At 70.0% G+C, this 12863-nt stretch carries 15 protein-coding genes; 4 read left to right on the forward strand and 11 right to left on the reverse strand.

All coding sequences use genetic code 11. The features are described from left to right. Nucleotides 1-18: 18 nt before the first annotated feature. The 3 genes from KY389_RS10440 to KY389_RS10450 all read right to left on the reverse strand — a co-directional run bounded on the left by KY389_RS10440 (nt 19) and on the right by KY389_RS10450 (nt 4039). Nucleotides 19-1857 (reverse strand): heme biosynthesis protein HemY, encoded by a 1839-nt coding sequence (locus tag KY389_RS10440; RefSeq protein ID WP_219830876.1) that lies wholly within the window; start codon nt 1855-1857, stop codon nt 19-21. Nucleotides 1858-1867: 10 nt separating this feature from the next. After that, nucleotides 1868-3280, reverse strand: coding sequence for an ABC transporter C-terminal domain-containing protein (locus KY389_RS10445; RefSeq protein ID WP_219830877.1), 1413 nt, complete (start codon nt 3278-3280; stop codon nt 1868-1870). Between the two features lie 90 nt (nt 3281-3370). Further along, on the reverse strand, nt 3371-4039 hold the full coding sequence (locus tag KY389_RS10450) for a uroporphyrinogen-III synthase (RefSeq protein ID WP_219830878.1): 669 nt from the start codon (nt 4037-4039) through the stop codon (nt 3371-3373). Between the two features lie 64 nt (nt 4040-4103). On the opposite strand from KY389_RS10450, the gene tsaD reads away from it, so the two are divergent. The 4 genes from tsaD to KY389_RS10470 are packed head-to-tail and all read left to right on the forward strand — an operon-like array spanning nt 4104 to nt 6800. After that, a complete protein-coding gene (gene tsaD, locus KY389_RS10455; protein WP_219830879.1) occupies nt 4104-5171 on the forward strand; it encodes a tRNA (adenosine(37)-N6)-threonylcarbamoyltransferase complex transferase subunit TsaD in 1068 nt (355 codons plus the stop codon). Then, a complete protein-coding gene (locus KY389_RS10460; RefSeq protein WP_219830880.1) occupies nt 5168-6106 on the forward strand; it encodes an NAD(P)H-dependent glycerol-3-phosphate dehydrogenase in 939 nt (312 codons plus the stop codon). Before tsaD ends, KY389_RS10460 begins: the two co-directional genes overlap by 4 nt. Next, nucleotides 6106-6378 carry a YciI family protein gene (locus KY389_RS10465; protein WP_219830881.1) on the forward strand — a complete coding sequence of 91 codons (273 nt, stop codon included), beginning with the start codon at nt 6106-6108 and terminating at the stop codon, nt 6376-6378. Before KY389_RS10460 ends, KY389_RS10465 begins: the two co-directional genes overlap by 1 nt. Further along, nucleotides 6378-6800 carry an EVE domain-containing protein gene (locus KY389_RS10470; protein ID WP_219830882.1) on the forward strand — a complete coding sequence of 141 codons (423 nt, stop codon included), beginning with the start codon at nt 6378-6380 and terminating at the stop codon, nt 6798-6800. Before KY389_RS10465 ends, KY389_RS10470 begins: the two co-directional genes overlap by 1 nt. A 71-nt stretch (nt 6801-6871) precedes the next feature. Here the strand turns inward: KY389_RS10470 and ggt are convergent, their stop codons facing one another. The 8 genes from ggt to secF form a co-directional block, all read right to left on the reverse strand. Further along, entirely contained in the window at nt 6872-8674 is a 1803-nt protein-coding gene (ggt, locus tag KY389_RS10475; protein WP_219830883.1) for a gamma-glutamyltransferase, read from the reverse strand. 82 nt (nt 8675-8756) lie between these two features. Then, nucleotides 8757-9302: a DsbE family thiol:disulfide interchange protein gene (locus tag KY389_RS10480; RefSeq protein ID WP_219830884.1), complete on the reverse strand. Its 546-nt coding sequence runs from the start codon at nt 9300-9302 to the stop codon at nt 8757-8759. After that, nucleotides 9295-9447, reverse strand: a complete 153-nt coding sequence (gene ccmD, locus KY389_RS10485; protein ID WP_219830885.1) for a heme exporter protein CcmD — start codon at nt 9445-9447, stop codon at nt 9295-9297. Before ccmD ends, KY389_RS10480 begins: the two co-directional genes overlap by 8 nt. Then, nucleotides 9444-10169 carry a heme ABC transporter permease CcmC gene (gene ccmC, locus KY389_RS10490; protein WP_219830886.1) on the reverse strand — a complete coding sequence of 242 codons (726 nt, stop codon included), beginning with the start codon at nt 10167-10169 and terminating at the stop codon, nt 9444-9446. The genes ccmD and ccmC overlap by 4 nt, the downstream gene beginning before the upstream one ends. A gap of 42 nt (nt 10170-10211) precedes the next feature. Continuing rightward, nucleotides 10212-10868 (reverse strand): heme exporter protein CcmB, encoded by a 657-nt coding sequence (gene ccmB / locus KY389_RS10495; RefSeq protein ID WP_219830887.1) that lies wholly within the window; start codon nt 10866-10868, stop codon nt 10212-10214. 13 nt (nt 10869-10881) lie between these two features. Beyond that, nucleotides 10882-11511 (reverse strand): heme ABC exporter ATP-binding protein CcmA, encoded by a 630-nt coding sequence (gene ccmA / locus KY389_RS10500; protein WP_219830888.1) that lies wholly within the window; start codon nt 11509-11511, stop codon nt 10882-10884. Continuing rightward, a complete protein-coding gene (locus tag KY389_RS10505; protein WP_219830889.1) occupies nt 11508-11861 on the reverse strand; it encodes an Mth938-like domain-containing protein in 354 nt (117 codons plus the stop codon). Before KY389_RS10505 ends, ccmA begins: the two co-directional genes overlap by 4 nt. Continuing rightward, nucleotides 11861-12862, reverse strand: coding sequence for a protein translocase subunit SecF (gene secF, locus KY389_RS10510; protein ID WP_219830890.1), 1002 nt, complete (start codon nt 12860-12862; stop codon nt 11861-11863). The genes KY389_RS10505 and secF overlap by 1 nt, the downstream gene beginning before the upstream one ends. Nucleotide 12863: the final 1 nt, after the last annotated feature.

Genomic DNA, 12863 nt, shown 5'->3' on the forward strand with positions numbered 1-12863 from the left:
GGGTGGTGGCATGGACGGTCAAGGGCGGGTCTTGCCCTCGGTCCAGTCGGCCTCTTCCGGGGGTTCCACGTCGGGGCGGACCATGCGGGGCTCGGGCTCGGGCTCGGGCTTCGGCGCCGGTTCGACCAGGGGTTCGGCGGCAGGTCGGGCGGTGGGCTCGTCGGCGGGCTCCGGGGCTTGCGCGGTCGCGGGAGGCGTTTCGGGGATCACCAGCGGCGGGGCGTCGCGGGCGGGAGAGGCCTCGGCCTTGCCGGTGAGGTCGGGGACGGGGCCCGATCCGGCGGAGGGTTCGGTGATCGTGCGGGCCGGTTCGTAATCGTCGTAATCCGATTCGCGCGGCACCATGCCCGGTGCGACCCGGGGCACGTTGCGCGACGCGGGGGCCGGGCCGGGTTCGGCACGCGGCGCCGTGCCCTGCGGCGCCCGGGAGGGCGCCACCGGCGCCGCCGGCTTTTCCGGGGCCGGCGCGGAGGCGCCAACCAGAAGCGGCAGCATCTCGGCTCCGGCCGCCGAGGCGGGGGCCGGGCTGGCGCGCGGGCCGTCCGGTTCGCGCCAGGTCAGCGTATCGAAGCCATTGCAGCTGTCGCAAACCGGCGCCCATTCGGGCATCACGTTGTGACATTTGTCGCAGCACCATTGCGGGCCGCGCGAGGCAGTCAGCGCGCGGGTCAGCCAGCCGCGCACGACGCTGTCATCGGCCCCTTCGCCCCGTTCGATCGCCGCCATGATCGACAGCGTCCGGACGGTCGGATGTTTCGTCGCCAGGTCGCCGAGCGCGCGCCGGGCGCCGGGGAAATCCTCGGCAGCAAGCAACAACTCCGCCTGAAGCAGGCGCGTTTCCTCATGGTCGGGATTCTTGCGGATCAGCGCTTCGAAACGGCGCAGCCGGGCCTGGCGCGATTCGTCGGGGGCGATTTCGGCATAGGCGGCGGCGATGTCGGGATGGGGCCGCACGCTCCATGTCTTTTCCAGGATGCGCGATGCGTTGCGGTAATCCTTTTGCGCGATATAGCTGCGCGCGGCCAGGACCGCCGCCGGGATCAGGTCGGGAGAGGCCTTGGCGGCCGAAATTGCAGCCTCGCGGGCGCTGATGGAATTGCCCTTGGCCAGAACCTCGGATGCCTCTTGCAGGGCAAGGACCGCGTCGCGGCGCAGCGCCACATCCTTGGGAAGATCGCCTTGGGCCTTCTTGTCCCTGAGGGTGCGGCGCGCGCCCTTCCAGTCATGCTCGCGCGTTTGAAGTTCGAGCAGCGTGTCCTGCACCTCCTTGTGGCGGGGTTTCAGCGCATAGGCCTTTTGCGCCAGCAGCAACGCCTTATGGGTGTCGCCTTCGGCCAGTTTCTGGCGCATCAGGCCGCGGATCCCGACGAAGCGGGTGCGGTCGTCTCCCAGAAGCTCGCGATAGACGGCGATGGCCTTCTGGCGGTCGCCCGCTGTTTCCGCCGCCTGCGCGGCCAGAAGGTTCGTCAGATGCGGTTGGTTCAGATAGCGCGCGGCCTTGGCAGCCTTGTCCTGCGCCAGCTTGCCCTCGCCCGATGCGACGGCCAGCATCCCTTCGGCAAAGGCGGCATAGCCCTTGCGTTCGCGCGATCGGGCAAAATAGCGGTTGATCGCGGTCTCGTCGCCCGCGAGAAAGCGCAAGAAGGCGAGAAACAGGCCCAGAAGGCGGATCACCAGCCAGGCCAGGATGGCCAGGATCGCCAACGCCACCACGGCCTTGACCGGGGTCAGCACATATTCGACGCCGCCATATTCGATCCGCAGCAATTGCCCGGTTTCCGACAGCCAGGTGGCACCGAAGGCCAGCGCCAGCACGACGGCGAAGAAGAACAGGATTTTCAAAAAGGACAACAGCATCGGGCGGGCCTCAGTTCTGGTCCGGGGACAGGTCGGACAGGGCCGCCTGCGCGTTGGCGTGGGCCTCGGCCTCGGCGCGCCATTCAGCCATGGCGGGTGCGGCAAGGGCGGGTTGGGGCAGGGCCGCGATCTCGGCCAGGGCTTCGGCGACGCGGCCTGCCTGAAGCGCGGCATCGGCGCGCGACAGGATCGCGTCCGGGTCCGTGCCCTCGCGCGGCGTGACCGAACGCGCACCCGTCTGCGCGCGCAGGAAGTTCGTCACCAGATTGCCCTGACCTTCCGCGCTGGCGGCGGCCAGGCTGGCGCGCAGGGCCGCGCGGGCGGCTTCGGGGAAGCCGGCCTGAAGCTGGGCCAGGCTGGGGATGGGCGCTGCCAGCGCCTCGGGCGTCTCGAGCCCGGCGGCCGTCAGGGCATCGCGGGCCTGATCGGGGGTGATCCCTTCGTCCAGCGCGGCCTGAAGGGCGGCGATGGCGGCGACGGCCTCGGCGCGGCGGGTGCTTTCGGCGGCAGCCTGCTGGAGGGCGTCGGCCTCGGCCTGCGCGGCGGCCAGGCGTTGTTCGGCCTCGGCGGCAGCCTGTTCGATCCTGGTCTGCAGGGCGGTGGCAGCTTCGGTGTCGAAGGCCGGGCGGGCGGCCAGTTCCTCAAGCCGTGCCTGCTGTTCCTCAAGCCGCGCCTGCTGTTCCTCCAGACGCGCCTCAAGCGCGGCCAGCGCCTGAGGGTTGGCGCCTTCGGGCGCGTCGGGCTGCTGGGCCAGGGCCTGTTCCAGCGCGTCGAGCCGCGCAGACAGATCCGGCTGGCCCGCGGCCTGTTCCAGCGCGTCGAGCCGCGCCGCCAGATCGGCAGGCAGATCGACGGGCGCGGCTTCCGGGGCAGGCGCTTCGGCCAGCGCATCCAGCGCGGCCTGGCGGGCGGCCTCGCGGGCGGCGGCCTCGGCGGCGGCCTCGGCGGCGGCGATCAGGGCGGCCTCGTCGATGGGCGGCGGGGCCTCGGCCGGCGGGGCAGAGGCGGCGGGCACGGCAGCCGTGACGGGGCGCCATTCGGGGGGCAGATGCGGCAGCGCCCAGATGGCGGCGGCGGCACCCAGACCGGCGGCGACCGCGCCGCCAAGCGCCAGCGGCAGGAAGCCACCACGACGCGGGGCGGAGTCCGTGACAGGTCGCGGCGCAGCGCCGGTTGCGGGTGGGGTGGAGGCGGCGGCCTCGGTTCGCGCGGACCGGGACGGAGCGTCGCTGCGCGGGCTGGCAGCCGGTAGTCCGGTCGAGCCGTCGCCCACGAGGCTGGATTCGATGGGCCGGATCTCTCCGGGTTGGCCGGCCTGGGCGGGCTTGCCCGCGCCGATCTCGGTCGAGGCGATCACGCCGGGCTTGGCGGGCTGGGGCCGCGCGCCGGGCGCGGCTTCCTCGGTTTTCTGATTGGTCGTCACGTCTTGTCCCCGTATGGTGGCAGGGCGGCAGCCCTGGGCGGCGCGCCCCACGCAGCCTAGTCGTGAGAGTGCCGTTGCTCAACCCGCCCGCTATCCGCTTTGTTCCGCCCGTGCGATCTGCGTGATTGCGGCGACCAGCGCGGATGCTTCGGGTCGGGAGGCCACCACGGTCCGGGCGGCGGGGGCGCCAAAGGCTGCCAAGGCGGCATCGCTGATCGCCACCACCCAGAGCGGCGCGACCGCCCCCGCGACCGCCTGAGCCAGAAGCCGGGCAGAGCGCGGCGAAAAAAGCGGCAGCACCACCGGGGCGGGGCGCGACAACAGCTCCAACGCCTGGGGCGTCAGCGGCTGCGGCAACTGGTCATAGACCACCACGCCCGGCACCGGCAGGCGGCGCGCCAGATGGCGGCCATGCGGATGGATCAGCGGTCTATCCGCTGTGGCGATCAGGGGCAGCAGGCTTTCGGCAAAGCCGTCCCCCTCGCGCACGTCGAACCCGGCGGCGCGGGCCAGTTCGCCGGTGCGCGGCCCCACGCACAGCGCCAGCCGCCCCCGCCCCGGCCCGGCGCTGGCCACAGCATGGCCCGAGGTAAAAACCAGCCCCGGCGCGGCCTGCAGGATGGCGGCGTCATGAGGGACGGGCTCGATCCGCAGGATGGGCGCGATGACGGCTGGCCAATCGGGCAGCATTGCCGCGATGCGCTGCGAATCGGGCAGCGGTCGAGTCAGAAGCAGCGTGGCGTGCGGCGCGGTCGGCATTGGCACTTTCCTTCGCCGATGCTAGGCCCGACATCGGTAATCAAGAGGGCGGCTCTGGGCAAGCATGGATGATCTGATCTTTCTGGGCATCGAGAGCAGTTGCGACGACACCGCCGCCGCCATCGTGACGGGCGATCGCCGCATCCTGTCGAATGTTGTTGCCTCGCAGACCGAGCTACATGCCGATTTCGGCGGCGTGGTGCCGGAAATCGCCGCCCGCGCCCATGCCGAACGGCTGGATCTGGTCGTCGAACAGGCGCTGGCGCAGGCGGGGCTGGGTCTGGGCGACCTGAGCGGGGTGGCCGTGACGGCCGGGCCGGGGCTGATCGGGGGGGTGATGGCGGGCGTGATGTGCGCCAAGGGCATCGCCGCGGGGGCGGGCCTGCCGCTGGTGGGCGTGAACCACCTGGCGGGCCATGCGCTGACGCCGCGCCTGACCGACGGGGTGGATTTCCCCTATCTGATGCTGCTGGTCTCGGGCGGGCATTGCCAGTTCCTGATGGCCCATGGCCCCGAGGATTTCACCCGGCTTGGCGGCACGATCGACGACGCGCCGGGCGAGGCCTTCGACAAGCTGGCCAAGCTAATGGCCCTGCCCCAGCCCGGCGGCCCCCATGTCGAGGCCGAGGCGGCGCTTGGCGATCCGCACCGCTTCGACCTGCCCCGCCCGCTGCTGGACCGACAGGGCTGCGATCTCAGTTTCTCGGGGCTCAAGACGGCGGCGCTGCGCCAGCGCGACGCGCTGATCGCCGAGGCGGGCGGCTTGCGCGCGGCTGACCGGCGCGATCTCTGCGCCGCCTTCCAGCGCGCCGTGACCGAGGTGCTGGCCGAAAAGTCGCGCCGGGCGCTTGCGGAAAGCGGCGCGCCGCTTCTGGCCGTGGCGGGCGGCGTGGCTGCGAATGGGCCGATCCGCGCGGCCCTGCAAGAGGTCGCGGCGCGCGCGGGGGCGGGCTTTCTGGCACCTCCGCTGCGGCTTTGCACCGACAATGGCGCGATGATCGCCTGGGCGGGGATCGAGCTTTACCGCGCCGGGCGGCGCGACGGGATGGATCTGTCGGCGCGCCCGCGCTGGCCGCTGGATCAGGGGGCCGTGCCGATGCTGGGCGGCGGCAGGAAAGGGGCCAAGGCATGATTTCGGTTCTGGGTGCAGGCGCTTTCGGCACGGCACTGGCCGTAGCGCTGGCCGAACGCGGTGCGGTGACGCTGTGGGGGCGCGCGATCGGCTGGCGCGGCGAGAACCCGCGCCTGCCCGGCGTCACCCTGCCCGAGGCGGTGGAGGCGACCGAGGATCTGGCCCGCGCGCTGCGGGCCGATGTGGTGCTGCTGGCCCTGCCCGCGCAGGCGCTTGGCGGGTTTCTGGACCGCCACGGTGCGGATCTGGCAGGCAAGCGGCTGGTCAGCACGGCCAAGGGCATCGACCTTGCGACGCTGCGCGGCCCTTCGGCGCTGATCGCGGCGCGTGCGCCGGGGGCGGTGGTCGCGGTGCTGACCGGGCCGTCCTTCGCCGCCGACATCGCGCGCGGCCTGCCCACCGCGCTGACGCTGGCCTGCACCGACGCGCTGGCGGGCCGCGCCCTGCAAGAGACGTTGTCCACACGCACGCTGCGGCTTTACCGCACGACCGATGTGATTGGTGCCGAACTGGGCGGGGCGCTGAAGAACGTCATCGCCATCGCGGCGGGGGCGGTGATCGGCGCGGGTCTGGGCGACAGCGCGCGCGCCGCGATCATCACCCGCGGCTTTGCCGAGATGACGCGACTGGCGGCCCATCTGGGCGCCCAGCCCGAGACGCTCACCGGGCTTTCGGGGCTGGGCGATCTGACGCTGACCTGCACCTCAAGCCAGTCGCGCAATTTCCGCTTTGGCGCGGCGCTTGGCGCGGGCGAGGAGTTCGATACCGCAACCACGGTCGAGGGCGCCGCGACCGCGCAGGCCCTGGCCCGCATGGCCGCGGCCGAGGGGCTGGACCTGCCGATCAGCGCCATGGTCGCACGGCTTGCGACCGGCGCGATTTCCGTCGAGAACGCCATGACCTATCTGCTCAGCCGACCCCTGAAGGAGGAATGATGCCCCTTTTCGCCGTGATCTGCCGGGACAAGCCCGGCGCCCTGCCCATCCGCCTGGCCACCCGCGAGGCGCATCTGGCCCATATCCGGGACACCGGCATCGTCGCCCAGGCCGGTCCGCTGATCGAGGCGGGCGAGATGGCCGGATCGCTGGTGATCCTCGATTGTGCGGACCGCGCCGCCGCCGAGGCCTGGGCCGAGGCCGACCCCTACCGCGACGCGGGCCTTTTCGATCACGTCGAGATCGTCGAATGGAAGAAGGTGATCGGCTGATGGCCTACTGGCTCTTCAAGTCCGAACCCGATGTCTTTGGCTGGGACGACCTGGTCGCCAAGGGCGATGCGGGCGAGGAATGGGACGGGGTGCGCAACTATCAGGCGCGCAACATGATGCGGGCGATGAAGGTCGGCGATCTGGGCCTGTTCTATCACAGCAATATCGGCAAGGAGGCCGTGGGCATCTGCGAAGTCATCGCCGAGGCCCATCCCGACAGCACCTCGGACGATCCGAAATGGGAATGCGTGGATGTGCGCGCGGTCCGCAAGCTGCCGCGCCCCGTCAGCCTCGAGGAAGCCAAGGCCGATCCGCGCCTGAAGGACATGGTGCTGGTCAACAACACGCGCCTGTCCGTCCAGCCCGTGACCGAGGCCGAATGGGCCGTCTTCATGGAGCTTTCGGGCGACAAGGGCGCGTGACGGGGGGCGTGACGGTATCACGCCCCGGAAAAATCATTCCGGGGCCGTGATCGCAACAGGGCGCGGCGCGCTCAGCCGCCGATCGCGATGCCCTCGCGGCGGGGATCGGCGCCGCCCTCAAGCCCCTCGGGGGTGATGACGATGCCCTGCAGGCCCGAGGTCAGCGCGGTTTCGTTCAGCTCGAACCCCATCGCGGCCAGACCCTCGGTCAACGCCGCCGGCAGGCCGGGCTCGACATCCATCGGGCCGAAGCGGTTGACGATGTTCGGCGCGGCCACGGCCTGCTGGATGTCCATGCCCCAATCGAGATGCGCGATGATCGCGCGGGCGACATAGCCGATGATGCGGCTGCCGCCGGGCGAGCCGATCACCATGACCGGCGCGCCGTCGCGCAGCACGATGGTCGGCGCCATCGAGGACCGGGGCCGCTTGCCCGGCGCGATGGCATTGGCGATGGGCCAGCCCGCCGCGTCATGCGTCTCGAAGCTGAAATCGGTCAGCTCGTTGTTCAGCAGGAACCCCGCCGCCATCACGCGCGAGCCGAAGCCGTTCTCGATGGTCGTGGTCATGGACAGCGCATTCCCGTCACCATCCACGATCGAGATATGCGAGGTCGATGGCAGTTCCAGCGCGTTGTCCTGCCCCCATAGCATGGCGTGACTCCAGCCGGGATTGCCGGGCGCGACCTCGGGCAGGCTGTCATCGCCCGCCAGAAGGGCCGCGCGTTCGGACAGATAGGCCGGGTCGATCAGCCCCTCGGTCGGCATGGGCACGAAATCGCTGTCGGCCATGTAGCGGCCCCGATCCGCGAAGGCCAGCCGCGAGGCGTCCCCGATCAGGCGCCAGGCCTCGGGGCTGTCGGAGCCCATCCCGGCCAGGTCATGGCCGCTCAGCATCCCCAGGATCTGCCCCACAGTCAGCGCCCCCGACGAAGGCGGCCCCATCCCGCAGACATCATGGGCGCGATATTCGACGCAGATCGCCGGGCGCTCGACCACGCGGTAGATGGCCAGATCCTCAAGAGACAGAAGGCCGGGATTGTCCTCGGCCCCCGTGACCGCATCGACGATCTCCTGCGCGATGCGGCCCGTGTAGAAAGCGTCGGCGCCGCCTTCGGCCAGGGCGCGCAGCGTGTCGGCATAGGCGGGGTTGGTCAGCGTGGCACCCTCGGCCACGGGCTGGCCTTCGGGGAAAAAGTAATCCGCCGTCGCCGGATAGCGCGACAGCGCGTCGCCCTCGGCCGCGACCAGCGCGGCAAGGCGGGGCGAGACGGAAAAGCCCTCATCCGCCAGCCGGATACCCTCCTCGAACAGACTGGCCCAATCGGCGCGGCCCCATTTCTGATGCGCGACCTCCAGCAGGCGCGGCGTGCCGGGCGTGCCGACGGAACGGCCACCCACGACCGCCTCCATGAAGGCCAGAGGCTCGCCCTCGTCATTCTGGAACAGGGTCGGCGTGGCGCGCAGGGGCGCGGTCTCGCGGCCGTCCAGCGTCGTCACCTCGCCGGTCTCTGCGTCATACCAGACGAGAAAGGCGCCCCCGCCAAGACCCGAGCTTTGCGGCTCGACCAAGCCCAGCACGACCTGCACGGCGACCATCGCATCAGCGGCATTGCCGCCTTCGCGCAGGACGCGCGCGCCTGCCTCGACCGCCAGCGGATGCGCGGCGCTGACCATCCAGTCGGCCCCGCGCGCCACCCGGCCGGCAGCCTTGTCGGCCAGGGCCTCCTGCGCGGCCTCGGTCAGGGGGCCGAAGCCGCGGGCCGTCACTTCGGTGCCCGAGGCGCCCTCGGGAATGACGGCATCCGTCGCCTGCTGCGCCGCCGCCATGCCCGCACCGCCCAGAAGCAGCGCCAGAACCAGAACCTGTCTCATCCTCGCCCCCATGAGATTGCAGTCAGAGCAATCCTGAAGGCCGGGACGGCGCTTTACAACCCCCGGTTTCGCGGGTGGCGTGTTACTGCGCCTCGGCGGCCAGGGCGCGGTCCAGTTCGGGGCGGAATCGGGTCTGATAATCGGCGCCCACGATGGGGCCGGCAAAGCGGTAGAGGATGCGGCCATTGCCATCGAGAATGAAGGTCTCGGGCGGGGCGGTCACGCCCCAGTCGATGGCAGTGCGGCCGCGCGGGTCGTCTCCGATGGCGTGATAAGGGTCGCCGCCCTCGGCCAGAAAAGCCAGCGCATTATCGGGATTGTCGCGCAGCGCGACGCCATAGACCGGGATTTCCTGCGACAATTCCATCAGGACCGGATGTTCGACCCGACAGGGAGGGCACCAGCTGGCCCAGAAATTCACCAGCTTGACACCCGGTTCGCGCAGCATCGCATCGGTCAGCTGCACCTTGTCGGGCAGGGTCTGGGCGGGCACGGCGGGCGCCTCGCGTCCCGCCAGTGCCGAAGGATTCTCGCCGACATTCTCGCGGTTCATGCCCCAGAGAAACATCGCGGCCAGCCCGGCGAAGATCGCGGGAGGCAGCACGACAAGCGGCGAGAGCCTAGCCATCCTTCTTCCCTCTTTCGTGGTCCTCCAGCGCCCGGCGGGCGCGGGCATTGGCGACAAGCGTCTGCCAGATCAGCCCCGCCAGCAGCGCCAGCGATACGCCATAGGATGCCAGCACGGCAAATGCGTATTTCCCCAGGTCGATCATGCGCGCATCTCACGGGCTTGCAGGGCGGCAAGGCGCCGTCTGCGGATTTCGGTGCGCGTGCGGATGATCAGCAGCGCCAGGAACAGCAGGCCGAAGCCCACCATCGCGGTATAGAGCGGGTAGCGATAGACATGGCTCATCCGCTCGCCCGACTGGACGGACAGACTGGCCCCTTGATGCAGACCCTGATTCCAGAACAGCACCGCATAGCGCGACAGAAGCGCAAAGACCGATCCGACAAGGCACAGCACTCCGGTCAGATCGGCCGCGCTGTCGGGATCCTCGATCGCGGCCCAAAGCGCGATATAGCCGATATAGAACAGGAACAGGATCAGGAACGAGGTCAGCCGCGGATCCCATTCCCACCAGGTTCCCCACATCGGCTGCCCCCACAGCGCCCCGGTCGCCAGCGCGATCAGCGTCATCACCGCGCCGATGGGGGCGGCGGCCTTGGCGGCCAGTGCGCTGACATGGTGGCGGCGGATGATCCAGACGAGGGACGCGACCAGCATCATCACCCAGATATTGATGGCCATCATCGCGGCGGGCACATGCAGGAACACGATCTTGACGGTCGAGCCCTGCCGGAAATCGTCCGGCGTCAGAAAGCCCCAGACCACGCCCGTGACCGAGAACAGCACCGCCCCGCCCACGACCCAGGGCAGCAGCCTGTCGGTCATGCGCATGAACCGGACGGGATTGGCGTATTCCCAGATCGACATGGACTTTCCCCTAACCAAGGCGGGGTTGCGGCTCAAGCCCGCTCACCGCAGATTGACCCTCAGCGCGGCGGCTGCGGCGAAAGGTATCAGCGCCAGGACCGCCAGCGTGATCCCGGCCTGAAAGACAAGCGGCGTGACGATGGCCGCGCCCTCGGCGCCGCGGCGGGTGATCTCGGCCCCGAAGATCAGCGTAGGGATATAGAGCGGCAGCACCAAGAGCGACAAAAGCAGCCCCCCCCGGCGCAGGCCCACCGTCAGCGCCGCCCCGAAGGCGCCCAGCATCGACAGGGCTGGCGTGCCGATCAGCAGCGACAGGACCAGCCAGGGCATGGCGGCGGGCGGCAATTGCAGCAGCACCCCGAAGAGCGGCGCGGCCAGGACCAGCGGCAGGCCGGTGGTGATCCAATGGGCAAGCGCCTTGATTGCGACCGCGCCTTCCAGCGGCATCGGCGCGGTGGCCAGCAGGTCGAGGCTGCCATCCTCGTGATCCAGCGCGAAGATGCGGTCCAGCGACAGAAGGCAGGCCAGAAGCGCGCCGACCCACAGGATGCCGGGCGCAACCGGCGCCAGTGCCGCACGGTCGGGGCCGACCCCGAACGGGACCAGCGCCGACAGGATCAGGAAGAAGGCCACGCCAAGGCCGAATCCCCCGCCCGCGCGCACGGCCAGCCGCAGGTCGCGGGTCAGCAGCGCCAGCATGACGGACCCCCGATCATGCGAAAGCCTCGTTGAAGCTGGCGGGACGGATCGCCGCGCCCGGCTGGGCGCGATGGGGGGTGAGGTCCAGAACCCGCGCCTCGGACAGGCCAAGGTCGATATGGGTGGCCATCAGCGCCGCCCCGCCAAGCGCCAGATGCGCGCGGATCACCACGCCAAAGGCCGTGACCGAGGCCGCGTCCAGCGACACGGTGGGCTCGTCCAGCACCCAGAGCGGGCGGCCCGTGACCAGCAGCCGCGCCAGACCCAGACGGCGTTTTTGCCCCGCCGACAGCGCGCCCGCCGGGCGATCGGCCAGAGCGATCAGGTCCATCGCAGCCAGGGCGGGCTCGATCGGCCTGCCGCCGAAAATACGCGACCAGAAGGTCAGGTTCTCGGCCACCGACAGGGTCGGCTTCAGGCCGTCGGCATGGGCGGCATAGGCGACGCTGTCCTCGGCCGCGTCGATCCGGCCCGCGACCGGGGCCTGAAGCCCCGCGATGCAGCGCAGAAGCGTCGTCTTGCCGATGCCGTTCGGGCCGCGCAGGATCAGTGCCTCGCCCGCGTCCAGCGTGAAGCTGACGCCCTCGACCGCCCGCAGCCCGCCGCGCGAGACGGTCAGGTCATGGACGGCCAGATGCCTCACAGCGGCAGAAGCGCGCAGGCGACGCGGCGGCCTTCGGAACGCGTGACGTTGTAGGTGCGCGCGGCGTTGGGCGAGGGCATGGCCTCGGCGCGGATGCCCGCCTGGCCCAGACGGTCGAAGAGGCCGCGCGGCGGATAGGCGGGCTGGGCGCCTGTGCCCAGAAACAGCACATCGACGCGGCCTGCCAGCGCCAGCAGCGCAGCCTCATCGCCCAAGCCGCCCCAAGGCTGGCCCTGATCGCCCTCGACCAGGACCGGGCCGCGGATCACTTGCCCTGCGACGCGGAAAAAGCCCGGGCCGTATCCCTGAATGATGGCGTCGCCGCTGAAATCGCTGGGACTGAGGGCCATCAGACCTCCTCGGCGCCTTCAAAGGGCGATTTCACGCGTTTCTTGCGGCCTTCCTGGGTTTCGGGATCATCCTTGTTCCAGTTGCGCTTGACGCCCAGCCACAGCACGAAGTTCTTGGCGACGTAGATCGAGGAATAGGTGCCGATCAGGATGCCGAAGGTGATCGCAAAGACAAAGCCCCGGATCACGTCGCCGCCCAGGACCAGAAGCGCGATCAGCGCCAGAAGCGTGGTGCCCGAGGTCATGACCGTGCGCGACAGAGTCTCGTTCACGGACAGGTTCATCACCTCGCGCAGGGCACGCTTCTTGTATTTCATCAGGTTCTCGCGCAGGCGGTCGAACACGACGACGGTGTCGTTGATCGAATAGCCCACAATGGTCAAGAGCGCCGCCACCGTCGCCAGATCGAAGCGGATCTGGAACAGCGCGAAGACGCCCATCGTGATCAGCACGTCATGGACCAGCGACACGATGGCCCCGACCGAGAACTGCCATTCGAAGCGCAGCCAGATGTAGATCGAGATCGCCACCAGCGCCGCGAGGACCGCGTAGATCGCGGTGCGGATCAGCTCGCCCGAGACCTTGGGACCAACCGATTCGACCGACGGGAAGGTGATCGAGGGATCGACCTGCTGCAACGCGGCCTCGATGGCGCGGATCGTCTCGGGCGAGACGGATTCGACGCCGTCCTGCGCGCTGATGCGGACCTGAGCCACATGCTGGTCGGCGCGGAAGCCCGGATCGAAGACCTGCGTGATGGACACGTCACCCAGATCCATCCCCGACAATGCCGCGCGATAGGCGGCGACATCGACGGGCTGGGTCGCCTCGGTCCGGATGGTGGTGCCGCCGCGGAAGTCGATGCCGAAATTCAGCCCGTTCACGAACAGCACGATGACCGAGGCGATCATCATCAGCGCCGACAGGCCGAAGGTCAGCTTCTGCCAGCGGAAAAAGTCGATGCGCGTGTCCGAGGGGACCAGTTTCAGACGGAAGCCCATG

This window comes from Paracoccus bogoriensis, from assembly GCF_019431455.1.
Taxonomy (GTDB): domain Bacteria; phylum Pseudomonadota; class Alphaproteobacteria; order Rhodobacterales; family Rhodobacteraceae; genus Paracoccus; species Paracoccus bogoriensis.